Annotated in this window: 20 protein-coding genes and 1 pseudogene; 18 read left to right on the top strand and 3 right to left on the bottom strand. The window is 64.8% G+C overall.

All coding sequences use genetic code 11. The features are described 5' to 3' along the window. The first annotated feature begins 4 nt into the window (after window positions 1-4). The 8 genes from RPG13_RS25840 (at window position 5) to RPG13_RS25805 (ending at window position 9782) form a co-directional block, all read left to right on the top strand. Entirely contained in the window at window positions 5-892 is an 888-nt protein-coding gene (locus RPG13_RS25840; protein WP_128243067.1) for a branched-chain amino acid ABC transporter permease, read from the top strand. A 7-nt stretch (window positions 893-899) separates the two neighbouring features. Continuing rightward, a complete protein-coding gene (locus RPG13_RS25835) occupies window positions 900-1973 on the top strand; it encodes a branched-chain amino acid ABC transporter permease (protein ID WP_337126319.1) in 1074 nt (357 codons plus the stop codon). A gap of 10 nt (window positions 1974-1983) precedes the next feature. Further along, window positions 1984-3567, top strand: coding sequence for a GMC family oxidoreductase (locus RPG13_RS25830; RefSeq protein ID WP_337126318.1), 1584 nt, complete (start codon window positions 1984-1986; stop codon window positions 3565-3567). An 8-nt stretch (window positions 3568-3575) separates the two neighbouring features. After that, a complete protein-coding gene (locus RPG13_RS25825) occupies window positions 3576-4676 on the top strand; it encodes a class II histone deacetylase (protein WP_337126317.1) in 1101 nt (366 codons plus the stop codon). A gap of 200 nt (window positions 4677-4876) precedes the next feature. Continuing rightward, a complete protein-coding gene (locus tag RPG13_RS25820; RefSeq protein ID WP_126105712.1) occupies window positions 4877-5101 on the top strand; it encodes a hypothetical protein in 225 nt (74 codons plus the stop codon). Window positions 5102-5210: 109 nt separating this feature from the next. Continuing rightward, the gene (ligD, locus tag RPG13_RS25815) at window positions 5211-7691 is read left to right on the top strand and encodes a DNA ligase D (protein WP_337126316.1); all 2481 of its coding nucleotides are present in this window, start codon (window positions 5211-5213) and stop codon (window positions 7689-7691) included. 88 nt (window positions 7692-7779) lie between these two features. Next, entirely contained in the window at window positions 7780-8691 is a 912-nt protein-coding gene (ku, locus tag RPG13_RS25810) for a non-homologous end joining protein Ku (RefSeq protein ID WP_126105714.1), read from the top strand. Next, the gene (locus RPG13_RS25805; protein WP_126105715.1) at window positions 8688-9782 is read left to right on the top strand and encodes a tetratricopeptide repeat protein; all 1095 of its coding nucleotides are present in this window, start codon (window positions 8688-8690) and stop codon (window positions 9780-9782) included. The genes ku and RPG13_RS25805 overlap by 4 nt, the downstream gene beginning before the upstream one ends. A 170-nt stretch (window positions 9783-9952) precedes the next feature. Here RPG13_RS25805 and RPG13_RS25800 read toward each other — a convergent pair whose 3' ends face one another. Further along, complete coding sequence (locus RPG13_RS25800) at window positions 9953-10939, bottom strand: IS5 family transposase (protein WP_126103272.1); 987 nt, start codon at window positions 10937-10939, stop codon at window positions 9953-9955. 224 nt (window positions 10940-11163) lie between these two features. On the opposite strand from RPG13_RS25800, the gene RPG13_RS25795 reads away from it, so the two are divergent. The 5 genes and pseudogenes from RPG13_RS25795 to RPG13_RS25775 all read left to right on the top strand — a co-directional run bounded on the left by RPG13_RS25795 (window position 11164) and on the right by RPG13_RS25775 (window position 16293). Next, entirely contained in the window at window positions 11164-11808 is a 645-nt protein-coding gene (locus tag RPG13_RS25795) for an alpha/beta hydrolase family protein (RefSeq protein WP_337126315.1), read from the top strand. Window positions 11809-11817: 9 nt separating this feature from the next. Further along, window positions 11818-12588 carry an exodeoxyribonuclease III gene (locus tag RPG13_RS25790; RefSeq protein WP_337126314.1) on the top strand — a complete coding sequence of 257 codons (771 nt, stop codon included), beginning with the start codon at window positions 11818-11820 and terminating at the stop codon, window positions 12586-12588. A 117-nt stretch (window positions 12589-12705) separates the two neighbouring features. Continuing rightward, a complete protein-coding gene (locus RPG13_RS25785; protein WP_337126313.1) occupies window positions 12706-14178 on the top strand; it encodes a WD40 repeat domain-containing protein in 1473 nt (490 codons plus the stop codon). A 100-nt stretch (window positions 14179-14278) separates the two neighbouring features. Further along, window positions 14279-14950: pseudogene (locus RPG13_RS25780) on the top strand (amidase family protein); the annotation flags it as partial. Between the two features lie 119 nt (window positions 14951-15069). Next, window positions 15070-16293, top strand: coding sequence for a hypothetical protein (locus RPG13_RS25775; RefSeq protein WP_337127102.1), 1224 nt, complete (start codon window positions 15070-15072; stop codon window positions 16291-16293). 64 nt (window positions 16294-16357) lie between these two features. Here RPG13_RS25775 and RPG13_RS25770 read toward each other — a convergent pair whose 3' ends face one another. Then, window positions 16358-16687, bottom strand: a complete 330-nt coding sequence (locus tag RPG13_RS25770; protein WP_292651232.1) for a hypothetical protein — start codon at window positions 16685-16687, stop codon at window positions 16358-16360. 223 nt (window positions 16688-16910) lie between these two features. Here RPG13_RS25770 and RPG13_RS25765 point away from each other — a divergent pair, with 223 nt between their 5' ends. Further along, entirely contained in the window at window positions 16911-18533 is a 1623-nt protein-coding gene (locus RPG13_RS25765) for an ABC-F family ATP-binding cassette domain-containing protein (RefSeq protein ID WP_127204773.1), read from the top strand. A 69-nt stretch (window positions 18534-18602) separates the two neighbouring features. Here RPG13_RS25765 and RPG13_RS25760 read toward each other — a convergent pair whose 3' ends face one another. Then, window positions 18603-19034, bottom strand: a complete 432-nt coding sequence (locus RPG13_RS25760; RefSeq protein ID WP_126105722.1) for an SAM-dependent methyltransferase — start codon at window positions 19032-19034, stop codon at window positions 18603-18605. A 596-nt stretch (window positions 19035-19630) separates the two neighbouring features. Here RPG13_RS25760 and RPG13_RS25755 point away from each other — a divergent pair. The 4 genes from RPG13_RS25755 to RPG13_RS25740 all read left to right on the top strand — a co-directional run bounded on the left by RPG13_RS25755 (window position 19631) and on the right by RPG13_RS25740 (window position 23463). Then, a complete protein-coding gene (locus RPG13_RS25755) occupies window positions 19631-20935 on the top strand; it encodes a mechanosensitive ion channel family protein (protein ID WP_127293592.1) in 1305 nt (434 codons plus the stop codon). 182 nt (window positions 20936-21117) lie between these two features. Further along, a complete protein-coding gene (locus RPG13_RS25750) occupies window positions 21118-22203 on the top strand; it encodes a KamA family radical SAM protein (RefSeq protein WP_442921396.1) in 1086 nt (361 codons plus the stop codon). A 157-nt stretch (window positions 22204-22360) separates the two neighbouring features. After that, on the top strand, window positions 22361-23011 hold the full coding sequence (locus RPG13_RS25745) for a BA14K family protein (RefSeq protein WP_127293590.1): 651 nt from the start codon (window positions 22361-22363) through the stop codon (window positions 23009-23011). Between the two features lie 122 nt (window positions 23012-23133). Next, window positions 23134-23463, top strand: coding sequence for a DUF2934 domain-containing protein (locus tag RPG13_RS25740; protein ID WP_128243053.1), 330 nt, complete (start codon window positions 23134-23136; stop codon window positions 23461-23463). Window positions 23464-23465: the final 2 nt, after the last annotated feature.

Genomic DNA, 23465 nt, shown 5'->3' with positions numbered 1-23465 from the left:
CGCCATGACCGACGTTCTCATGGCCATTCTTGTCGCCGGCTTCACGTCCGGCGCGCTCTATGCCCTGGCGACGGTCGGGCTGTCGCTGGTCTGGGGCTCGATGGGCATGCTCAACATGGCCCATGCGGCGATGCTGACGCTTGGCGGCTATGTCGCCTTCACGGTGATCACCTCGCTCGGCCTGCCGATCGCTATCGGCTTTGCCGGCGCCATCCTTGTGGGGGCCGCGGCCGGTGCGATCCTTTATTTTGCGATCGTGCGCAATCTGTTGAAGAACGACAAGTCGACGTTCGAAGCCAACGTCATGATCGCCACGGTCGGCATCGGCATTGCGCTGGAGAATGCCATCCTGCTGACCTATGGTGGACAGCCGCTGAAGCAGCCGGTCTCGATCGCCGGCGCCTTTCGCCTCGGGCCGCTGACGCTGCCCTGGCAGAACCTTTTGATCATCGCGGTCGTCGTCGTCATGATGGTGGTGGTCTCGCTGGCGCTCGGCCGCACGCGGATGGGTCGTGCAATCCGGGCGACGGCGCAGAACCGCGATGCGGCCCAGCTCATGGGCGTCGCCGTCAACCGCGTCTATCTGCAGGTGCTGATGCTGTCCGGCGCGCTCGCCGGCATCTGCGGCGTCATGGTCTCGTCGATGACGCAATTGTCACCGCCGCTCGGCAACGATCCGATGCTGAAAGCCTTCATCATGTGCGTCGTCGCCGGCCTCGGCAATCTGCCGGGCGCGGTCGCCGCCGCGCTTGGCCTGGCGCTGCTCGAATCCTTCGTCCAGTACGCGCTTGGCGCCCGCTGGGGCTTTCCGTCGCTGCTGTTCGTGGTCATTGCCGTGCTGATCTGGCGACCGTCCGGCCTCTTCGGCCGCGCCGAAATCCGGCGCATGTGAGGGCATCATGACAGACACCAGATGCATGTCCCGCTCAGCCAGGACCGATCTTGCCATCAGCCTGGTGCTGATCGCTGCGGCGGTTGCGCTGCCCTTCATGATCGACAGCCGCTACATTCTCGGCCAGATCGTGCTGGCGCTGTTTTATGCAACGATCGCATCGCAGTGGAACCTTTTGTTCGGCTTCTCCGGCATCTTCTCGCTGGCGCAAATGGCGATCTTCGCCTTCGGCGGCTACGCGACGGCGATGCTCTGCTTCTATTTCGGCTGGAATGTGTGGGCAGCGCTTGTGCCCGGCGCGCTCGGCGCGGTGCTGTTCTCGCTCGTCGTCGGCCTCGCCTGTCTGCGGCTGACCGGCGTCTATGTCGCGCTGCTGACACTGGCGATTGCCCAGACGATGTATCTGCTGATCGTCACCGACACCGAGTGCTTCGTCATGGTCGGCTCCGTCTGCCGCCAGTTCACCGGCGGCGCCGTCGGCTTTGCGCGCTTCGGCGATCTCGGCACCAGGGCCTTGCTGCGCGCGCAGTGGCTGGTCGGCAACTATGCGATCATTGCGGTGCTGTTCGGCATCACCATGGTCTTCACCTACGCGATCGTCAAAAGCCCGATCGGCCTCGCCTTCCGGGCGCTGAAGGACAATCCCGGCTATGCGGTGGCGCGCGGCGTCAACCGCTTCCAGGCGCAGCTTCTGGTCTTCGGGATTTCCGCTTTCTTCACCGGGCTGGCCGGCGGCTTCTATGCCGCGCATTTCCAGGCGATCGGCCCCGGTGTGCTGTCGATGTCGCAGCTGATGTTCATCATCGCCATCGTCGTGGTCGGCGGTGTCGGCACGTTCTGGGGACCGCTTGTCGGCACCGTGGTGCTGGTCCTGGCCGACGAGTTGATGCGCGAGAGCGGCGAGTTCCGCACGCTCGGCCTCGGCCTGATCATCGCCCTGTCGGTGGTGCTGATGCCGAAGGGGCTGGTCGGCCGCTTTGGCGATCTTGTCCGCTGGCTGACGCGCAAGCGCAGCGGCCCAAAGAACAGCAAGCCAGCAGTGAGCAACATTGTGCAAAGCCCGGCTGCGGCCGGAAAATGAGAGACCGACGATGTTCGACACGATCATAGTGGGTGCCGGCTCGGCCGGCTGTGTATTGGCAAACCGGCTCAGCGCCGATCCTGCCCGCAAGGTGCTGCTGCTGGAGGCAGGGCGCGAGGCGCCGCTCGCCTCGGACGTGCCGTCGGACTGGCCGACCATGTTCAACACCGCCGTCGATTGGGGCTATTACACCGAGCCGCAGGTCGGCTGCCGCGGCAGGCGGGTGTTCTGGCCGCGCGGCAAGATGATCGGCGGTTCCGGCGCGCTGAACGCGATGATCTATATTCGCGGCCTGCCGTCCGACTATGATGGCTGGGCCGCCATGGGCTGCCCGGGCTGGGCCTGGGAAGACGTGCTGCCGGTGTTCAAGGCCTGCGAAAGCAATGCCGAGCTTGGCAACGATCCGCTGCACGGCGCCAATGGGCCGCTGCATATCGGCAATGTCGGGCATGTCGATCCCAACGAGCTCGCCTGGATCGAGGCCTGCAAGGCCGCCGGCTACCAGCACAACCGCGATTTCAACGGCGTCGAGCAGGAAGGCGTCGGCCTCTTCCAGTTCACCATCAAGAACGGCGAACGCTGGGGCACAGGCAAGGCTTATCTGCGCCCGGCGCGGCAACGTCCCAACCTCACGGTGAAAACCGGGGTGCTGGCGACGGGCCTGATCGTCGAGAAGGGCCGGGCCAAAGGCATCCGCTATCTGGTCAACGGCGTGCCGGAGACTGCCTTTGCCGACAGCGAGGTGGTGCTGTCGTCGGGCTCGATCGGCAGCTGCCAGCTGATGCTGCTTTCCGGCATCGGCCCGGCCGACGAACTCAGGAGCGTCGGCGTCGATCCCGTCCACGATCTGCCGGGCGTCGGCAAGGATCTGCAGGACCATATCAACATTCCGATCACCTTCTACACCAAGGACAAGATCGGCGTCGGCGCCTGGACCGACGAGACGCTGCAGCGGGATTTTGCCGAGTGGCAGACATCGCGCAGCGGCCCGCGCTCCTCACCCTGGGTGGCGGCCGGCGGCTTCGTCAGGAGCCGACCGGATGTCGAACCGGACCTTCAGCTTTACGGCGCCATCAGCCCGCATCGCGACTATGTGCGGTTCCTGTCGTCGAAGGCCGGTATCACGCTGCATACCACGCTGCAGCGGCCTGACAGCCGCGGCGAGATCCGCCTGCGCTCGGCCAATCCCGTCGAATATCCGGCGATCGACCCGCGTTACTTCGTCAGCGACGAGGACGGATCGGATATTGCCACGCTGGTAGAAGGCATCCGCATCAGCCGCCGGATCGCGGCGCAGTCGCCGCTCAAAGAGATGCTGGTCGGCGAAATCACGCCAAGCGCCGAATGCGAAAGCGATGCCGAGATCGCCGAGTACATTCGTGGTCACTGCACGACGCTCTATCACCCGACCAGCACCTGCCGCATGGGCACCGACGCGATGGCCGTCGTCGATCCCGCGTCGATGAAGGTGCATGGGCTGGACGGGCTTTGCATCGCCGACGCTTCAGTCTTTCCAAAGATGGTTTCGGGCAACACCAACGCGCCGACGATCATGATCGCCGAACGCGCCGCATCGATGATCCTGGGAGGATAAGAAACAACATGGCGACGGGTTGGAACTTCCATGAACTCTATCTCTGGCACGAGACTGGCAACGCCGCGCAGTACTTTCAGCCGAGCCTGACCATCGAACCGGGCGAGCATGCCGAGAATGCCGCGACCAAACGCCGGTTCCGCAACCTGATGGAGGTTTCGGGCCTCACCGAAAGACTGTCGAAGGTCGCCTCGGTCGCGGTGAGTGAGGACGATCTCGCCCTGTTTCACGATCGCGACTACATCCGCCGCATCAAGACGCTCAGCGACGAGCGCGGCGGCGATGCGAGCTATCTCACCCCCTTCGGTCACGGCAGTTACGAGATCGCCTGCCTGGCGGCTGGCGGCACCGCTGCGGTGATGGATGCGGTGCTGAGCGGCGATATCGACAATGGCTACGCGCTGGTGCGGCCGCCCGGTCATCATGCCGAGCGCGCGCAAGGCCTGGGCTTTTGCCTGTTCGGCAATGTTCCGGTCGCCATCCTGAAGAACCGGGCCAAACACGGCTTTGAGCGGGTCGCCACCGTCGACTGGGACGTCCATCACGGCAACGGCACCCAGGCGGCATTCTATGGGGACCCGTCGGTGCTGACGATCTCAATCCACCAGGACGGGCTCTATCCGCCCGACAGCGGGTTCCACAATGAACGCGGCGGCGGCAGGGGCGAAGGCTACAATATCAACGTGCCGCTGCCGGCCGGATGTGGTCACGGCGCCTACATGTCGGTATTCGAACGCATCGTGCTGCCCGCGCTCACTCGTTACAAGCCTGACTTAATCGTCGTGCCATCGGGCTTCGATGCATCGGCGGCCGATCCGCTGGGGCGCATGATGCTGCATAGCGGCAGCTACCGCGAGATGACGCGGCTGCTGATGCAAGCGGCGGACGATCTCTGCGGCGGGCGGCTGATGATGTCACATGAAGGCGGCTATTCGGCTTCCTACGTGCCCTATTGCGGCCTGGCGGTGATGGAGCAATTGTCCGGCATCAGGACTGATATCGATGATCCTTTCCTGCCGGTCTTCGAAGGCTACGCCGGCCAGCCCCTGCAGCCGCATCAGGCGGCCGTCATAGCCAGGGCGGAGGAATTGGTGGGCGGTATCGGATAGTGGATGTGAGTAGTTCCGGGAGCGCTCATCGCCCCGGCGCAGCTTGCCCAATGTCATGCGGCGGCGGCTTCGAAAGCTGACTCTCCCCGGCTGGCTGAGTGAAAAAGGTGGCCTGATCATCCCAAATTGACACGACAGCCGGTCTCGGCCATCCTTATGCCCGCCGTTATGTGTTGCGGCGGCGTGTGTATGAGCAGTCCATGGCCAGTTCCGTCACCAGCCAGAAGTCCAAGCGCGCCGCGGTGCGCAAGGCGCTCGACCGTCACAAGGTCTATATCACCGCACAGAGCTTTTCCGCCGGCGCCTACAAGGCGCGTGTCCTCGTCGACGGCGAGGCCTACTGGGTCGACGAATTCCGGCTGAGCCAGCTCCAGCAGGGTCTGTCGCCGGCCGAGCTCGAATTGACGCCGGCCGCCGACGATTGAGCTGGGTGAGGCACGACATCGGCCCGCCGCATGCTGACAAAATGATTCAAGCGATGTGGGTCAAGTCCTTGTTTTTGCGTAGCCGACGCATCCCGCCTGGCATGCGGACATGACCCCAAAACTCAAGGCCTATCGCGCCAAGCGCGAATTCAGCAAGACGCCGGAACCCGTCGGCGGTCTGGTTGCCGGAGAAGGCAATCGCTTCGTCGTCCACAAGCATCACGCCACCGCCGACCACTACGACCTTCGCCTGCAGGTCGGCGATGTGCTGAAGAGCTGGGCGGTGCCTCGCGGCCCGTCGCTCAACCCAGCCGACAAAAGGCTCGCGGTCGAGACCGAGGACCATCCGCTCGAATATATCGACTTCGAAGGCGTCATTCCCGAGGGCGAATATGGCGGCGGGCCGATGATCGTCTGGGACACCGGCATCTGGGCGCCGATGGACGACGTCGAAAAGAGTTTGCGCACCGGTTCCTTCAAGTTCCGGCTGGCCGGCGAGAAACTGAATGGCGGTTGGATGCTGGCGCGGCTGAAACCGAAGCCCGGCGAGGATGAGGGCAAAAAGAACTGGCTGCTGTTCAAGGAGCGTGATCTCGCCGCCGACGCCAAGCTCGACATACTGGAAGCCCGGCCGGAAAGCGTCAAATCCGGCCGCCGCATCGAGGAGCTGGTGGCAACGCCGCGGCCTGCCGCGAGGCCCGCGAAACCGGTCGTGCTGAAGCCCGGCGCTTTGCCGGGCGCGATCAAAGCGCAGGCGCCCGCCCGCATCGAGCCGCAGCTGGCGACGCAGGTTCCGAAGCCTCCCGGCAGTGAACACCCCGCGGAAAAAACGCGCGAAACCTGGCTGCACGAGATCAAGTTCGACGGCTATCGTACCATGGCGCATCTGGCCGACGGCGTGGTCGAGCTGATCACCCGCGGGGGCCTCGACTGGACCAAGCGCTATGGCGACCTGCCGCATGCCTTCGCCAGACTGCCCTGCCGCGATGCGATCATCGACGGCGAGATCGTCGTGCTCGACGCCAAGGGCATCAGCCGCTTTGCCCTTTTGCAGGATGCGCTGGCCGAGGGTGCCGGCAACAAGCTGCACTTCTATGCCTTCGACCTGTTGTATCTCGACGGCTGGGACCTGAGAAAAGCGCCGCTCATCAGGCGCAAGGCGCTGCTGTCGCAATTGCTGTCCGGCTTGGGCGCCAACTCCGCCATCCAGTTCAGCGATCATGTCGAAGGCGACGGGCAGGGGCTCTATGACCAGGCCTCCGAACTGGGGCTGGAAGGCGTCGTCTCCAAGCGCGCCACGGCAACGTACCAGAGCGGCCGCACCAAGACCTGGACCAAGACCAAGGCGCTCAAGTCCGACGACTTCGTCATCGCCGGCTACACCACCTCCGACGCGGCCGAGGGGCTGGCGGCGCTAGGCATGGCCGAATTCGAGGACGGCGAATTGCATTATCGCGGCAAGGTCGGCACCGGCTTCGATGCCGCGACAGCAGGCGAATTGCTGGCCCGGCTGGAGCCGCTGCGCGCCGGCGCGTCGGCGCCCGAAGGGGTTCCGCGCGAGATCATGCGCGAGATGAACTGGGTGCGGCCGCTGCTCTCGGCCCGCATCCACTATGCCAACCGCACAGCAGACAATGCGCTGCGCCACGGCGTGTTCCGCGGGCTCAGGGATGTCGGCCTGTCGACGCCGGTTTCGGCCAAGCGCAAGCGGCTGATCGCTGAGGCCGACCTCGCCACGATCTGGGTGACCAACCCGACGCGGCGGCTGTTCGGAAAGACCGGACCGACCAAGCTCGATATTGCCGTCTACTACGCGCTGGTCGGCGACTTCATGCTGCCGCATATTCTCGGCCGCCCGGTGTCGCTGGTGCGCTGCCCGACCGGCAAGCCGCAGGACTGTTTCTTCCAGCGCCATGCCTTCACCGGCATGCCGCCTTCGGTCGTCACATTCGAGGCGACCAATTCCGAGGGCGAGACCAAGTCCTATCTGTCGGTCGAGGGCGCCAAGGGCTATCTGGCGCTGGCGCAGTTCGGCGTCGTCGAGTTCCATACCTGGGGCACCCACCGCACGCGGCTCGACAAGCCCGACCTGATCGTTTTCGACCTCGACCCCGGCGAGGGCATCGCCTGGCGCGAGGTGGTCGAGGCGGCAGTGCATATCAAGGGCGAGCTGGAGGCGATGGGGCTGGTGCCGTTCGCCAAAACCTCGGGCGGCAAGGGCATCCACATATCAGTGCCGGTGACGCAGAAACAGAACTGGAAGAAGCTACACCAGGCGACCAGCGCCATTTCTTCGGCGGTGGCCGCCTCCGCGCCCGACACGTTCACCACCACCATGGGCAAGGACAACCGCAAGCGGCGCATCTTCATAGACTACCACCGCAATGCGCGCGGCCACACCTCGGCGGCACCTTACTCGCTGCGCGCCCGCACAAACCTGCCGGCCTCGACGCCGGTGAGCTGGTCCGATCTGGAATCCATCGACGCTCCGGAAGATTTGAATTATTCTTCGCTGCCGGGCCTTCTGGCCAGCTCCGGCGATCCCTGGGCCGACATGGAAGATTTCGCTAGGGATTTGCCGGTATTGTAGGTGGGATGTAGGTTTTGCGCAGCGCCGTTCGTCCTTTGGACGAAGCGCTGCAAAAGTTCGACAGTGCACGGCCGCGTAGGAGAAACTCATGGCGCCCAGGGCAAGTTGGAAAGGTTACCTCAAGCTCAGCCTCGTCAGCTGTCCGGTCCGGCTCTATCCGGCGACGAGCGCGAGCGAGCGCATCAGCTTCAACCAGTTGCACAAGAAGACCCACAACCGCATCAACATGAAGCCGGTCGATCCCGAGCTCGGGCTGGTCGAGCGCTCGGACCTCGTCAAGGGCTACGAGTACGAGGACAAGCAGTACATCATCATCGATGATACCGACCTCGACGCGGTGCGCATCGAATCCAATCATACGATGAACATCGAGGCCTTTGTCGACGAGGGCGAAGTCGACGTGATCTATCAGGACGCGCCCTATTATCTGGCACCCGATGGCGCGATGGCCGAGGAAACCTTCGCCGTGCTTCGCGAAGCGATGCGCCAATCCGGCAAGCTGGCGATCGCGCGGCTGGTGCTATCGAGCCGTGAACGCGTGGTGACGATCGGCGCGCGCGAGAACGGCATGTTCGTCTGCACGCTCAGGAATCCCAACGAAGTGCGCGGCACGGCTGAATATTTCGGCAACATCCCGGCCGGCAAGCCAGACCCGGAAATGCTGCAGTTGGCCGAAGCGCTGATCAAGCAGAAGGAAACCACCTTCGATCCGAAGAATTACGAGGACCGCTACGAGATCGCGCTGATGGCGATGATCCGCGAGAAGCTCAAGGGCCACAAGCCGATCATCGCGGCTGCGCCCGAACGGGGCAATGTCATCAATCTGATGGATGCGCTGAAGGCGAGCCTGTCGCAATCGGCCAAGCCGCCCGCCAAGTCGAAGAGCAAGGCCGATGAGGCGGCGAAGCCCGCGGCCAAGAAGGCGGCAGCAGGCGGTGCTGCCAAGGAAAATCCGCTGAAGGCCAATCTGCTGAAGGCCGTCGGCAAGAGCAAGGCGTGACGGTCCCCGCCGGCGGCATCTTCGGCGTCGTCGGCGCGCTGGCGGCGTTTCCGCTTCGGCTGGCCGCGCGTGAGGTCGCGCGCCAGCAGGGCCAGTTGCGACGCGGCGTCAACAGGCGCACCAGCCATGTGGTGTTCGGACGCATTTATCTCGCCAAGGCCGGGGATGCCGAGATCGAGCGCCGCGTCGCGGCCGAGCGCGCGACCGGCCGTAAGCTGATCAGCGAGAACGGCTTTTTGCGCCTGCTCGGGCTGATGAAGGCGCCGGAGGCCTCGGCCCTGTCGCGGCAGTCGCTTCTCGACCAGTCGCGGCTGGCCGCATCCGACCTTGACCTGTTGTCGCTTTTCGACGCCTTCGAGCATGATGGCGAACCCTATTCGTTTCGCGACCTGATCCTCGCCCGCAAATATGCCGGGCTGGTTGCTGGCGGCGCTTCGTGGGGGGCGATCGCGCGCTCCGTGCACCGCTCCGGCCCGGTCGCCTCGCTCACCGCCAAGTCACTCAATGTCGGCTCGCAGCATGGGCGCGCAGACGCGATCTATCTCGAGGGCGGCCAGAGTGAACTGGACGGCCAGCTGCTGTTCGATCTGGGGTCGCCGGATGACGACACGCTGGAAGAATTGTTCGCCGACGCCGAAGCCGCGGAAGAGGCTGAACACCACGAGCAGGCGGCGGCACTCTACCAGCGCTGCCTAGCCATCGACCCGAGCGATGCGATTGCCGCCTTCAACCGCGCCAACTGCCTGCGCGCCGTTGGACGCGCAGCCGAGGCGGCGCATGACTATGCCCGCGCCATCAAATGTGATCCCGGTTTTGTCGAGGCATGGTTCAATTTGGCCGGGCTGATGAGCGACCAAAGCCGCGAGGCCTCCGCGCGCCGGCATCTGCAAAAGGCGATCGCGCTCGATGCCAATTATGCCGATGCGGTGTTTAATCTTGCCCGGCTGGAGTTCGACGCCGGCAACCTTGCCGAGGCACGGCGGAACTGGTCGCGCTATCTCGAGCTCGACGCCAGCTCCGAATGGGCACGCATGGCGGCCAAGGGGATACAGTTCGTCGATTTGCAGCTGGCGCAGAAGTCGGCGGGGTGAGGCGATGGCGCTCCCTTCTCCCCTTGTGAGGGCTTTGCACGGGGAGCGAAGTGGATTTCGGTGGTCAGTGAGGGCCTTTTTGAAGGCCGGCAGAGCGGTTTTCCGCGGCCCTTGCGGGGCCTTTGTCGGTTTAGGCAGCCATCCTGCCGGATTGTGGACGCACTCCTCCCTCATGTCCGCCTCTCATCGGGTGGATAGAGGACGCCAATCATGGTGCGCAGATTGTAAGCGCAGGCGGCCAGTATGCACTGCGTGCGGTTGGTGGCGAGGTTGAAGAAGCGCAGGCGTCGCATGCCGTAACGCTCCTTGAACACGGCGAAAGGCCGCTCCACTGCCGCCCGCACCTTGGCGATCAGCCGGTTGCGCAGCTTGTGGCGCGGCGGCAACTCGGGGTGATGCTTGTTGGGCCGCCGCATCAGCCGGTCCTTAATGTTGGCGGCGGCGAGCCGGGCATGGCGGGCGTGGGTGTAATAGGCTTGATCGCCATAGGCCGCCTTCTCGTCGCCGCAGATCAACTGGTCGGCCGGCTCGGTGTCGGTGACCGAGGCGTCGCTCGCCTCGACACGCCGGATCAAGGTGTGCTCCTGGTCGACGCCGATGTGCATCTTGTAGCCGAAGGTGCTCTTCTTGCCCTTCTTGCCCCAACGCGCATCCTTATCGGCCGACGGCTTGACCGGACCTTGGTGGCCCTTCTTCGGCTGCTTGGGCGGACGGCCACGAGCCTGCAGGAACGTGGCATCGACCAAGGTGCCGCGCTTGACGATCAGGCCCTTCTCCTCCAGCTGACGGTTGATCTCCTCAAAGACCTTGTCGATCAGTCGCTCACGCGTCAGCTCCTCGCGGAAGCGCCACAGTGTCGAATGGTCGGGCGTGCGGTCCGAAAGGCTGAAACCGGCAAAGCGGCGGAACGACAATCGGTCCCGGATCTGCGCCTCAAGCGCCGGATCGCTCAGCCCATGCCACATGCCCAGCAAAAGACAGCGCACCAGCGGTTCCGCCGGATAGCTGGTGTTGCCCGAGCCAGGACCGCTGCGCTGACCCAGCAATGTTCGGATCGGCGCCCAGTCCAGTTCCTTCGATACTAGGTCGAAAATCGTCTCATCCGACGCCGCCAGACCGTCCGCCAGACTCAACTGACCCAAAACACGATCCGCCATCCCGAATCTCCCTGCTCCAACCTTCACCACAGAATCACCGTTCGGCTTCTGTGCAAAGGTCTCCTTGTGGGAGAAGGTGGATCGGCGCATTGGCGCCGAGACGGATGAGGGGTGCTGGTAGAAATGAGACGTTGGTATTCCGTCCAACACCCCTCATCCGACCGAGCTTCGCTCGGCCACCTTCTCCCACAAGGGGAGAAGGGGTCGTCAACGTTGGAGTTCCAATGACCACCTTCCTCTTCGACGGCCCCGAAACCGCCCCCCTCACCATCCTGCTCGCCCACGGTGCCGGGGCGCCGATGGATTCGGCTTCGATGGCTGCGACAGCCAAAGCACTTGCCGCAGCCGGCTTCCGCGTCGCGCGCTTTGAATTCCACTACATGGCCGCCCGCCGCTACGGCCACCGCAAGCCGCCGCCGCGCGCCGAGACGGTGAATCCCGAATACATCAAGGCGATCGCCGACCTCAGGGCGAAGGGCGTGAAGGGGCCGCTCATCATCGGCGGCAAGTCGATGGGCGGACGCGTCGCCTCGATGATCGCCGACGAAACGTTCGCCGAAGGCAAGATCGCCGGGCTGCTCTGCCTGGGCTACCCTTTCCATCCGCCGGCCAAGCCGACGCAGTTGCGGACAAAACATCTCGCAGGGCTGAAGACGCCAACACTAATCTGCCAAGGCACACGCGACGAGTTCGGAACGCCGGACGAGGTCGCGACCTACGATCTTTCCGACCGCATCGAGATGCTGTGGCTGGAAGACGGCGACCACGATCTCAAGCCGCGCAAGCGCATCTCCGGCTTCTCCACCGCCGATCATTTGAAGACACTCGCTGATGCGGTGAAGGCGTGGACCGAGCGCATCGTGCGCTGAAGCAGGCTGATGAAGATCGCCACCTTCAACATCAACAACATCAACAGCCGGCTGCAAAACCTGCTGGCCTGGCTGGCTGTCGCCAAGCCCGACGTCGTCTGCCTGCAGGAGCTCAAGGCGAGGCAGACGCAGTTTCCGCGCACCGCGCTCGCGGATGCCGGCTATGGCGCGGTGTGGGTGGGGCAGCCGACCTGGAACGGCGTCGCCATACTGGCGCGTGGTTCAGAGCCCGTTCTGACCCGCGAGGCGCTGCCCGGCGACGAGGCGGACCAGCAGGCCCGCTACATCGAGGCGGCGGTCAACGGCATCGTCGTCGCCTGCCTCTATGCGCCGAACGGCAATCCGCAGCCCGGTCCGAAATTCACCTATAAGTTGGCTTGGCACGAGCGCCTGAACGCGCATGCGGCTGAACTGTTCGACACCGGCCTGCCGGTGGTGCTCGCTGGCGACTACAACATCGTGCCCGAGCCGCGCGACATCTACCCGACCCGCTCCTATGACGATAACGCGCTGGTGCAGCCGGAAAGCCGCGCCGCGTTCGCGGCGCTGCTCGACCAGGGCTGGTTAGATGCGTTGCGCAAGAAGCACCCGAAGGACACGCTCTACACATTCTGGGATTATCGCCGCAACCGCTGGCCGCGCGACGCCGGCCTGCGCCTCGACCACATCCTGCTGTCGAAGAAGCTGGCGCGTCGGCTGACCGGGGCAGAGATCGACCGCGACGTGCGCGGCGAGACCGGCGCCAGCGACCACGCGCCGGTGTGGGTGGAGTTGCGGTGAGGGGGGAGAGCCAATCTCCCTGTGGGGGAGATTGGCTACTATCAGAAGGACATCGACAAGCCCGGCGCTGACCGGCATCATTGCGGGCGAAGCGGATAGCGGCCCGAGGGGAGCCCGATGAACAGGTTTGTCGACAGGCTGCTTGCGGTGCTGCTGCTGGCGATCGGCTTGCTCTGTTTCACACGTGTGTATTTCGCGCTGGGCGGCGAGGGCGCCGGCGAAGGCTTCGCGTCCGTGCGCCTGGCTTTGGTCGGGGCGGCGGGCGTTTGCTCAGCCCTTGCAGCCCTGCTGTTCTGGGCCGGCCTGTTGCCGGGCCGATCGACGCAAGATCCGAAGGTGCCGCTGTTCGGCAGGGGTGCCGAAACGCAACCCGCCGGACGACCACGCCTGCGGAAGATCTTCGTCGTCATTCCGTTCCTTGCCGTACTCGCTTTGGTGGCCGACCAACTCGGCCCCTGGTTGCGACAGCCACAGGACGCCGGCAAAAGCCTGACCGCCGAGCAACCCGCGCCGAGCACGCCGAAGGGCGAAGACGTCGCCAGCGCGGAACCGGTACAGCCGCCGGCTCCTGCCTCGCCATCCGAGGTCGCGCTTGCCCCACCCGCCTCACCGCCGGAGGCTGCTCCAGCCCCGCCACCGCAGACTGTTGCGCCGCTGCCCCAGGCTCCGCCGCCGCAGCCGACGCAGGCGGATGGCCACCGCGAGCCCGTCGTCTGGCTGGCAGTTGCGCCTGACGGGCACTCGATCCTGAGCGCCAGCACCGACCGCACGATCAAGCTCTGGGATATCGACGGCAAGCGCCTGATCCGCACTCTCGGCGTCCACAAGGACATGGCGCGGACAGCGCTTTTCCTGCCCGATGGGGCGCGGGCGCTGACGGCCGGCGACGATGGCGAGATCGTGCTGCGCCAGCTCTCCGATGGCGCTGTGCTGCATGTATTCTCGTCAGGCCAGAACGGTGGCGTCAACAAGCTCGCGATCAGTCCCGACGGCAAACGTGCGGTCAGCGGGCACGACACCGGCAGGGTCATCGTCTGGGATATCGAGAAAGGCTCGGTGCTGCATGTGATGCCGGGGCACGACTGGTCGATCAGCGGGATCGCCGTCTCGCCCGATGGCACACGCGCGATCAGCGGCAGCATCGAGGGCACGCTGAAGCTATGGGACATCGGCACCGGCAAGCAGCTGCGCAGCTGGCACGGGCATGAGCGCGGCCCCTATGGCGTGGTGTTCATGGCCGACGGGCGCCATCTGATCACCGGCAGCGGCGACTATACGATCAAGCTTTGGGATCTCGACGTCGGTCGCGAAGTCCGCCGCCTCGATGGTCATTCGGGTACGGTCTATGCGCTGGCGCTGTCGACCGACGGCAAGCGGCTGCTCTCCGGTTCGCTCGACGGCACGGCACGGCTGTGGGACGTGGAAACCGGCAACGAAACCGCCCTGTTCGACAGCCGGTCTGGCCCGGTCTACGCGGTGGCGTTCGCCGCCGACGGCACGGTGCTGACCGGCGGCTACGACCGCACCATCCGGGACTGGCCGGCAGGCGGCGGTGACGCGGTAGCGCTGTTTCCGGGCGCGCCGGAGTGATCGCCGTAAGCTCCTCCGCGCAGATTAGTTTCGAGGGCAAACGCGACCTGTACAAAATCGGCCCAAGGCCCCATCGTCGCGCAGGGTGCAGGGACCGAACATGACGACCGATCTCCACATCGTCGAGGCCTCGATCGAACAGTTGCGGCGGGCGCTGGAGGCCGGCACCGCCACCAGCGTCGAGCTGGTCGGGGCCTGCCTGCGCAGGATTGCGCGTTACGACCGGCATGGGATCACTCTCAATGCCGTTCCCGTGCTCAATCCTAAGATGTTTGAAGAGGCGGCCGCATCTGACCGGCGCCGCCGGAACGGCGCGACGCTTGGTCCGCTGGACGGCATCCCCTACACCGCCAAGGACAGCTACAAAGTGTCCGGCCTGACGGTCGCCGCCGGCTCGCCCGCTTTCGAACATCTCATCGCCAACGAGGATGCCTTCACCATCGCGCGGTTGCGGGCCGGCGGCGCGGTGCTGATCGGGCTCACCAACATGCCGCCGATGGCCAATGGCGGCATGCAGCGCGGCGTCTACGGCCGGGCGGAAAGCCCCTACAACGCCGATTACCTGACCGCCGCCTTCGCGTCCGGCTCATCGAACGGTTCCGGAACCGCGACCGCCGCCAGCTTCGCTGCCTTCGGGCTTGGCGAGGAGACATGGTCGTCCGGCCGCGCGCCGGCGTCGAACAACGCGCTGGTCGCCTACACGCCGTCGCGTGGCGTCATTTCCGTGCGTGGCAACTGGCCGCTGGTGCCGACGATGGACGTGGTGGTGCCGCATACGCGCAGTGTGCCGGATATGCTGGAACTGCTCGACGTGATCGTCGCCGACGACCGAACACTAGGGGCGATTTCTGGCGTGCGCAGCCCTGGGTGGCATTGCCGAAGAGCTCGGCCGTGCGGCCGCCACGCTACACCGGCCTCAGACTGGAGGGGGCGCTGCAAGGCGTGCGGCTCGGCGTGCCCCGCATGTATATCGGCCGCGACACGGAGGCTGACGTTCCGATCCAGACCCGCGCGTCGGTGTTGGAGCTGTGGGAGCAGGCGGCAGCGGATTTGCGACGGCTCGGCGCGGATGTGGTCGAGGTCGATTTTCCCGTCGTCTCCAACTACGAGCGCGACCGGCCGGGCACGAGGAACATGGTCGATCGTGGGCTGGTTCAGGAAGAATTCGCCGAGCGCGAGATATGGGACCTATGCATTTCGGCTTGGGACGATTTCCTGCGCGCCAATGCCGACCCTGCCATCCCCGATCTCGCCTCGGTCGACGGCGCAAAAATCTTTCCTCAGCCGCCGGGCACGCTGCCGGATCGTTACGAGGACAGCTTCGATCTGGCGGAGTATGCCGAGCGAGCCAAGCGCGGCGTCACACCGTTCGAGGCCATTCCCGAGCTGGAGGCCGGCTTGAAGGGCGTGGAGGCGACGCGGCGGATCGATTTCGAGGACTGGCTCGACGCGCAGGGGCTCGATGCGGTGGTGTTTCCCGCCGTCGCCGATGTCGGGCCGGCCGATGCGGATGTCAACGAGCCGTCCGCGGCGCTGGCCTGGCGCAACGGCACCTGGGTCGCCAACGGCAATCTCGTGCCGCGCCATCTCGGCATTCCGACCGTCACCGTGCCGATGGGCACGATGGCCGATATCGGCATGCCGGTCGGGCTGACCTTCGCTGGCAAGGCCTATGATGACGCCAGGCTGTTATGCCTCGCCGGCGACTTCGAGCGTTTCGGCCTGCGCCGCACCCGCCCGCCGCGCACGCCGGAATTGGCCGACGATGTCTTTGCCGCCCGGCATGGCGACATCACGACCAAGGATGTGCCGGTGACCGTCACGCTTGCCGCCGAGGCGCGGCATGCGGGTGGCCATGACGAGATAACAATCACGCTTGATGTGCATGGCGAGGCCGGAGCCGAGACCAGCGTGAAAATTCATGTCAACGGCGAGCCTGTGGCCATGCAGCGGACCGGCGCGCGCTTCACCGGGCGTGCGGTCGTACCGGCTGCCACGCACCAGGCGATCCACAGCGTCTGGCGCGGCTCGTACGGCTCAATCGTCACCGCCGTCGTGCGTCTTGAGGACGGACGCGTCGCCGGCGCCTATGCGGAGACGGGAGGGATTGGGTAACATCGCGCTTCGGCTGGTGCCACGGCATCCAGCGCAGCGTCTGCGGCCAGTCTTTCAATCCGCGTCAATCCGGCTTGCAGGGGTCGGCTTTGGCCGCTGCCGTCTTTTCGCCCTCCTGCTGCGCTTCGACATCCTGCTGCGAAGTGGCAAGGTTTTTATCCCCACCGCCTTCCTGGTTGGCAAGCGGCATGGTGTTGGCGTCCTTGCTGGCCGGGCCGCCCTCGACCCTGTTGCCGGCATTCGCGTCAGTTTCGAGGGGCGCACGCGTTGCGTCTTTTGCGACGCCTGATTGCGCTTCGATCGATGCGGTCGTGTCATGGCAGGTGGCGCTTGCCGTGCCGGCGCTCAGGCCGATCATAGAGGTGGCGAGCAAAATAGCGGTTAGGGTTTTCATCTCATCCTCCTTTCGGTGTTTGAGCCTATCTTTCTAAACTGCCGGCGGTATCCAAGGTTCCGCTAATTCAGTTCGAACTCGATCTGAACGCTCAGCGGATCGTTCCGGCATCTATCTGGCCGGCATCTATCTGGCGACGTATTCCCATTGATTTGCGGGCTTCCGCAGGCGCGGCCTATCGCGTATTGGGCCAGGGAAAATCCCTTGGGCACGCGTGAAAAGTATGATTCGACTGGAAAGCATCAGCAAGCAGAACGGAAGGCAGATCGTCTTCATTGAAGCCTCTGCCTCCCTGCAGAAGGGCGAGAAGGTCGGGCTGGTCGGCCCCAACGGCGCCGGCAAGACGACGCTGTTTCGTATGATCAACGGCGAGGAACAGCCCGACGAGGGCCAGGTATCGGTCGATCGCGGCGTCACCATCGGCTATTTCAGCCAGGATGTTGGCGACATGGAAGGGCGCAGTGCGGTTGCCGAAGTGATGGACGGCGCCGGGCCGGTGAGCGAAGTGGCGGCCGAGATGCGTGAGCTCGAAGCCGCCATGGGCGACCCGGAGCGGGCCGACGAGATGGACGAGATCATCGCCCGCTATGGCGACCTGCAGGCGCGGTTCGAGGAGCTCGACGGCTATGCGCTGGATGGCCGCGCCCGCGAGGTGCTCGACGGCCTCGGCTTCAGCCAGGAGATGATGGACGGCGACGTCGGAAAGCTTTCCGGCGGCTGGAAAATGCGCGTGGCGCTGGCCAGGATTCTGCTGATGCGGCCCGACGCCATGCTGCTCGACGAGCCGAGCAATCATCTCGACCTGGAAAGCCTGATCTGGCTGGAGCAGTTCCTGAAAGGTTACGACGGCGCGCTGCTGATGACTTCGCACGACCGCGAGTTCATGAACCGCATCGTCAACAAGGTGGTGGAGATCGATGGCGGCTCGCTGACCGCTTACTCCGGCAACTATGAATTCTACCAGCAGCAGCGGGCGATCGCCGACCGGCAGCAGCAGGCGCAGTTCGAGCGCCAGCAGGCGATGCTGGCCAAGGAGATCGCCTTCATCGAGCGTTTCAAGGCGCGCGCTTCGCATGCCGCCCAGGTGCAGAGCCGGGTGAAGAAGCTGGAGAAGATCGACCGCGTCGAGCCGCCCAAGCGCCGCCAGAAGGTGTCGTTCGATTTCCAGCCGGCGCCGCGCTGCGGCGAGGACGTGGTGACGTTGAAGAACATCCACAAAAGCTATGGCAGTCGCTCGATCTATGAGGGGCTGGATTTCCAGGTGCGCCGCCGCGAGCGCTGGTGCGTGATGGGCATCAACGGCGCCGGCAAGTCGACGCTCTTGAAGCTGGTGGCCGGTGCTTCCGAGCCGGACAATGGCACGGTGGCGCGCGGGCCCAGCGTCAAGATGGGCTATTTCGCCCAGCACGCCATGGAAGTGCTGGAGGGCGAACGCACCGTGTTCCAGACGCTGGAGGACGCGTTTCCGCAGGCCGGCCAGGCGCCGCTCAGGGCGCTTGCCGGCTGCTTCGGCTTTTCCGGTGACGAGATCGAGAAGAAATGCCGGGTGCTATCGGGTGGCGAGAAGGCGCGGCTGGTGATGGCCTTGATGCTGTTCGACCCGCCCAACCTTCTGGTGCTGGACGAGCCGACCAACCACCTCGACATCGCCACCAAAGAAATGCTGATCACGGCGCTCTCGCAGTATGAGGGCACCATGCTGTTCGTCTCGCACGACCGGCATTTCCTGGCAGCGCTGTCGAACCGGGTGCTGGAACTGACGCCCGAGGGCATTCAAACCTATGGCGGCGGCTATACGGAATATGTCGAGCGCACCGGGCAGGAAGCGCCGGGGCTGAGGAGCTGAGGCGCAGGCCCGACGCTGCCGCTCACCGTCACTCAAACCCTCGATTCCGGAGAGAAAGCCACCGGCTGCTCAGCCGCGTATCACAATTTCGCGCAGCGGATCGCCGCCGTCGATGAACAGCCGGCCTTGCGCCGTCAACGCGGCCTCAAGCCGTTGCAGGGCGATTTTTCCTGCCTTGGGATGACGCCCGTCCAGTGCGCCGACGCGCACCGCAACGGCAATGTCGAAGGGCTTCTCGTCCGCCTCTAGGTTGAAGTCCTCGATAGCGACCTGACGAAGGCTCAGCCGGCCCGCTGCAATCTCGGCGCGCGAGGCGGCCCTGGCCTGCGCGATGGCCTTGGCCGAGCGGTCGATCGCCAGCACGTGGCCGTCGCCAATCCGGCGTGCGATCTCGCGCGCCGCAGCACCCGGTCCGCAGCCGATCTCGAGCACCCGCATGCCCTGCCGCAAAGGCAGCGCATCGACGATCGCCAAAAGCCTTGGCGACAAGTCGTTCGCCATTCCTCTTCTCCAGCCTTTCCCTGAGCCGAGATTAGCGACCATGGCTGGCGACGGGAAGGCCGACACCTGAGGGGACATCGTCGATGTGTTCACCGCCGGTGGGCGAGGCCCCTTGATCGATATCGAAAAGGCCGACGATCGGTCGACTTTCTCAACTGCCGCGACAGGAACAGTGGGGGGCACTTAAAGCAGGGCTTCCCGGACCAAGCCCGGAGCGGCCCGGCGTCGTTGGCCTGAGGGGGGGGACTGGCGCCGAGCCTAACCGGTTGGGGGGTAGATCACCGGCCAATTTAGATACATACGCTCAAGCTAATGTAAGCGCAAGCTAATGTTATGAGTTAGCGATTTCCAGCGGTTGTTTCTGATCGGCCGTGCGCTCGAACCGGGTGCCGAACTGACGCCCGAGACATCCACACCTATGGCAGCGGCTATACCTGACTGTCCCGAACGCTTTGGCAGGAGCCGCCGGACTTGCAGGGCTGATGCGCAGAGCGGAGGCCTGGAAGGCGTCTTGGTGGTCGGCTTGACCATTCAGGAGGCCGGCGACATTGTGGATGGCGAGTTGCTGTTCGCCAGTCCATAACGGTCGTGTGGGAATGGATTTTCGCAACGCCATCGATGAATCGCTGGCCTGGGCCAGCCGATGGTTCGACTACGCCGTCACGCCGTGGTTTTTCTATCAGGCCGCAATCATCGTCGTGCTCTTCCTCGTCGCGAAGCTTGCGGCGCAGCGCATCGAACCGCTCGTGGAGAACCGGGCACGCCAGATAAAGGGCCATCCCGGACTGTTGAGGGTCGTGGTTGCCCTGTTGCGGCGCACCGACTGGATCCTGTTCACGGTCTTCCTGCTTGCCGCGCTCTTTCTCATGCGCGCCGTCACCTGGCCAAGCCGGAGCCATTTCATCACTATCGCGCTCTCGCTATCCCTCGCGTGGCTGTTCGCGTCGGTGCTGTCGCGCATCATCCGCAACCGCTTTGTCGCGCGGGCTCTCGCCTGGCTCACCTGGATCTATGCGGCCCTCGTCATCCTGGGCATCGATGACGACACCGCGGCTTTCCTGGACAGCCTCGCAATACCTTTGGGCGCGGTTCGCCTTTCGGCGCTCATGGTGCTGAAAGCGGCGCTGTTGCTGATCGCCACGGTTTGGCTTGCGGTGGTCGTCGGCAAATATATCGATGAGCGCGTCCGGATCTCCGAAGAGCTGACACCCTCGATCCGCGTCCTCGTCGGCAAGGTCGCAAAGGTCGGCCTTGTGCTGGTCGCGGGTGTCATCGCCCTGTCTTCCGTCGGTCTCGACCTGACGGCTCTGACGATATTCTCCGGCGCCGTCGGCGTCGGCCTGGCTTTCGGGCTGCAAAAGGTCGTTTCAAATTTCGTCTCCGGCATGATCATCCTTCTCGACAAGTCGATCAAGCCGGGCGACACCATTTCGCTCGAAGGCACCTTCGGCTGGGTACGCGAACTGCGGGCGCGATTTGTCTCGGTGGTGACGCGCGACGGCCGCGAATACCTGATCCCGAACGAAGACTTCATCACCCAAAGGGTCATCAACTGGTCGTTCAGCGATAACCTTGTGCGGCTCGACGTCAATTTCGGGGTCTCTTACGACGCCGACCCGCATAAGGTCAGTGAACTGGCGATAGCGGCCGCCACGAGCGTCGGCCGGGTCGAAGCGGGCCGGCGGCCGGTCTGCTGGCTCACGGACTTCGGCGACTCCTCGCTCAATTTCGTCCTGCGCTTCTGGATCCACGATCCTCAACAAGGCCTGACCAACGTGCGCGGAAGGGTGCTGCTGGCGCTGTGGGACACCTTTAGGGAAAACGGCATAGACATCCCCTATCCGCATCGTGAGATCATCATGAAGCCGGACGGGCGCGTTGGGACATCACGCGGGCGCTGATGGGGCAGGGTGCAGCAGGGTCGCGGCGCCGAAGCTGAGAGCGGCCTTTTCGTCCGTGCCATCGCAACGCCGCTTATTCCCTTCAAGCCTCGGCTCCAATGCTGTATCCAGCCCCGAATTCAAGGAGCCCCTCGATGACCTCACATCTCGCCGACGCCAGCATGGTTGTCGATGCAGCCGGCATGCCGGCCGATGACGACGCCGCGTGGCAGGACGATGTTCGCGCGGGCGTGCGGCATGTGCGCGATCTGGATTCGCTGCCACTGTCGCCAGCCGAGCGCGCGGCGGCCCAAGCCGCGGCCACGCGCCACAAGGTACGCATCCCAAAAGCCTATCTCGACCTGATCGACTGGAGCGACCCCGCCGATCCCATCCGGGCGCAGGTCATCCCGTCGCCCGAAGAACTGGCCGAGCAGGAAGGCGAGCTCGACGATCCGATCGCCGACCATGCCTTCAGTCCGGTGCCGAGATTGACGCATCGCCATGCCGACCGGGTTCTTTTGTTCCCGACCTATCAATGCGCGGTCTATTGCCGGTTCTGCTTTCGCAAGGAATCGCTGACCTCGATCGGCCGTGGTTATACGCGCGAGGCGCTGGAGCCGGCCTTTGCCTATATCGAGGCTCATCCCGAAATCCGCGAGGTGATCCTGACCGGCGGCGATCCGCTGTCCCTGCCGGACAAGGCGCTGGCCGAAATCCGCGCCCGCATCGAGGCGGTTCCGCATGTGCGGCTGTTACGCATCCACACGCGCGTGCCCGTCGCTCTGCCCTCGCGCGTCACGTCAGGGCTGGTTCGCTCCCTGCAGGGCCGGCTGATGGTCACGATCGTTACCCATTTCAACCACGCGCGGGAGATCACGACGGCGGCCGAAGCGGCCTGCCGCACGTTGCGACAGGGCGGCTTCGTGCTGCTGAACCAGAGCGTTCTCCTGAAAGGCGTCAACGACACGGTCGAGGTGCTGGAGGAGCTGTGCCGGGAGCTGATGTACCGCCTCGGCGTCAAACCCTATTACCTGCACCACGGCGATCTCGCCCGCGGCATGGCGCACCGGCGCACCACCATTGCCGAGGGACAGGCGTTGGTCAGCGCCTTGCGCGCGCGGCTGTCGGGCATCTGCAACCCCGTCTATGTGCTGGACCTGCCGGACGGCGGAGGCAAGGTGCCGCTCGGCCCGTCCTATGTCGAGGCGCAGGACGGAGAGACGTGGTGGATTCGCGGGCAGGACGGCGAGGTGAGGGCGTATAGGGAGGTTGTCGGCGATCTTTGAAACCTGGGTTCCTCGCCCCGTCAAGCGGGGAGAGGTGGCTCGGCGAAGCCGAGACGGGGAGGGTTTTCCCCTGAGCGCCGAAGCTCCTGCCGTTGGGCCTGGTTGGAACCGGATCCAATGCCTCGCATTTTAGAGATGAGGGGCAAAGGAGCGCAGGGTGAAAGCTTTATCAGCCTTACTTGGCGGCTTCGTGCTGACGCTGGCGGTTTTTGCCAGCGGATTGGCCTTCGCCCTCTGGATTCTTGCCGCCGAGCCGGTGCGGCAGGTCGCCCCGACGTCCAGCGTCGCCGAACTGTGGCCCAAGGAGCCGCGGAAGGTGGACGCTGCTTCGCAGCGTCTTGAGCGACTTCCCGCCCGCCCAGTTGATCGCAGCTCGACACCTGCCGATGCCGCGGCTTCGGCGCCCATCGTTACCGGCTCTATCCAGCCGCAAGCGGACGAGCAGCAGACGGGCGAGCAGCAGGCGGTGCCTGCCGGCCATGCAGAATGGTGCGCAAGCCGCTACCGCTCCTACAGGCCAAGCGACGACCACTACACGTCCTACAGCGGAGAGCAGCGCCCCTGCATCTCGCCCTATCTCGATGCGGGCGCTGCCGACCGCACCGCACAGCCTCCCGACGATGGCGCCAGCTATGTCGAAGCGAGCGACACGTTGCCAATGGATGGTTACGTTCCGTCGCAGGAAGCCGGCGCCGCCTGGCTTCCGCCCGACCACGTGCAATATTGCTTCAGCCGCTATCGCTCCTATCGGCCGGAAGACAACAGCTATCAGCCTTACTCCGGCGGCCCGCGCAGGCAGTGCGAGTAGGCAGGGCGGGCTGGCGGCCGCAGTGCATGGCGCCTTGTGCGACCCCACCCAACGATCACGCAGATTTCTTGGATCGTTCGGGTTGGCGCGGCGTTCATCCGATACCCAAAGGAGGAATCAACATGGGCGACGACCGGGAAGACAAGATTCGTGAGCGCGCATACCAGATCTGGGAACGTGAAGGCCGGATCCATGGCGATCCCGAGCGGCACTGGCACCGGGCCGAGGCCGAGATCGACAGGGAGGCAGCCCTGCCGTTGACGGCAGGCGATGCCCTGCCGGAAACCCGCGAGGTCGCGAGCTCCGACGTGTTGACGGTGGAGGCCCTGGCGATACGCACCGGCATATCGGGCGAACAGGCGCAGGAATTGATCGACAGGCTGGGCAACGACCGAGCGGCGATCGAGCAAGCCGCGCGCAACCTCAAGGGGAAGCAGCAGCTCGGGGAGTGACA

The organism is Mesorhizobium sp. ISC15 (assembly GCF_037162615.1).
GTDB lineage: Bacteria > Pseudomonadota > Alphaproteobacteria > Rhizobiales > Rhizobiaceae > Mesorhizobium > Mesorhizobium mediterraneum.
This window is presented reverse-complemented; position numbering and strand designations above follow the sequence as displayed.

What these genes read in the sequence shown, in the direction of transcription:
- RPG13_RS25825 (WP_337126317.1), top strand. Translation starts at nt 3,576, where the DNA reads ATGGCGACGGGTTGGAACTTCCATGAACTCTATCTCTGGCACGAGACT.
- ku (WP_126105714.1), top strand. Translation starts at nt 7,780, where the DNA reads ATGGCGCCCAGGGCAAGTTGGAAAGGTTACCTCAAGCTCAGCCTCGTC.
- RPG13_RS25770 (WP_292651232.1), bottom strand. Translation starts at nt 16,687, where the DNA reads ATGAAAACCCTAACCGCTATTTTGCTCGCCACCTCTATGATCGGCCTG.
- RPG13_RS25790 (WP_337126314.1), top strand. Translation starts at nt 11,818, where the DNA reads ATGAAGATCGCCACCTTCAACATCAACAACATCAACAGCCGGCTGCAA.
- RPG13_RS25820 (WP_126105712.1), top strand. Translation starts at nt 4,877, where the DNA reads ATGGCCAGTTCCGTCACCAGCCAGAAGTCCAAGCGCGCCGCGGTGCGC.
- RPG13_RS25765 (WP_127204773.1), top strand. Translation starts at nt 16,911, where the DNA reads ATGATTCGACTGGAAAGCATCAGCAAGCAGAACGGAAGGCAGATCGTC.
- RPG13_RS25830 (WP_337126318.1), top strand. Translation starts at nt 1,984, where the DNA reads ATGTTCGACACGATCATAGTGGGTGCCGGCTCGGCCGGCTGTGTATTG.
- RPG13_RS25750 (WP_442921396.1), top strand. Translation starts at nt 21,118, where the DNA reads ATGCCGGCCGATGACGACGCCGCGTGGCAGGACGATGTTCGCGCGGGC.
- RPG13_RS25755 (WP_127293592.1), top strand. Translation starts at nt 19,631, where the DNA reads ATGGATTTTCGCAACGCCATCGATGAATCGCTGGCCTGGGCCAGCCGA.
- RPG13_RS25785 (WP_337126313.1), top strand. Translation starts at nt 12,706, where the DNA reads ATGAACAGGTTTGTCGACAGGCTGCTTGCGGTGCTGCTGCTGGCGATC.
- ligD (WP_337126316.1), top strand. Translation starts at nt 5,211, where the DNA reads ATGACCCCAAAACTCAAGGCCTATCGCGCCAAGCGCGAATTCAGCAAG.
- RPG13_RS25835 (WP_337126319.1), top strand. Translation starts at nt 900, where the DNA reads ATGACAGACACCAGATGCATGTCCCGCTCAGCCAGGACCGATCTTGCC.
- RPG13_RS25795 (WP_337126315.1), top strand. Translation starts at nt 11,164, where the DNA reads ATGACCACCTTCCTCTTCGACGGCCCCGAAACCGCCCCCCTCACCATC.
- RPG13_RS25800 (WP_126103272.1), bottom strand. Translation starts at nt 10,939, where the DNA reads ATGGCGGATCGTGTTTTGGGTCAGTTGAGTCTGGCGGACGGTCTGGCG.
- RPG13_RS25760 (WP_126105722.1), bottom strand. Translation starts at nt 19,034, where the DNA reads ATGGCGAACGACTTGTCGCCAAGGCTTTTGGCGATCGTCGATGCGCTG.
- RPG13_RS25840 (WP_128243067.1), top strand. Translation starts at nt 5, where the DNA reads ATGACCGACGTTCTCATGGCCATTCTTGTCGCCGGCTTCACGTCCGGC.
- RPG13_RS25740 (WP_128243053.1), top strand. Translation starts at nt 23,134, where the DNA reads ATGGGCGACGACCGGGAAGACAAGATTCGTGAGCGCGCATACCAGATC.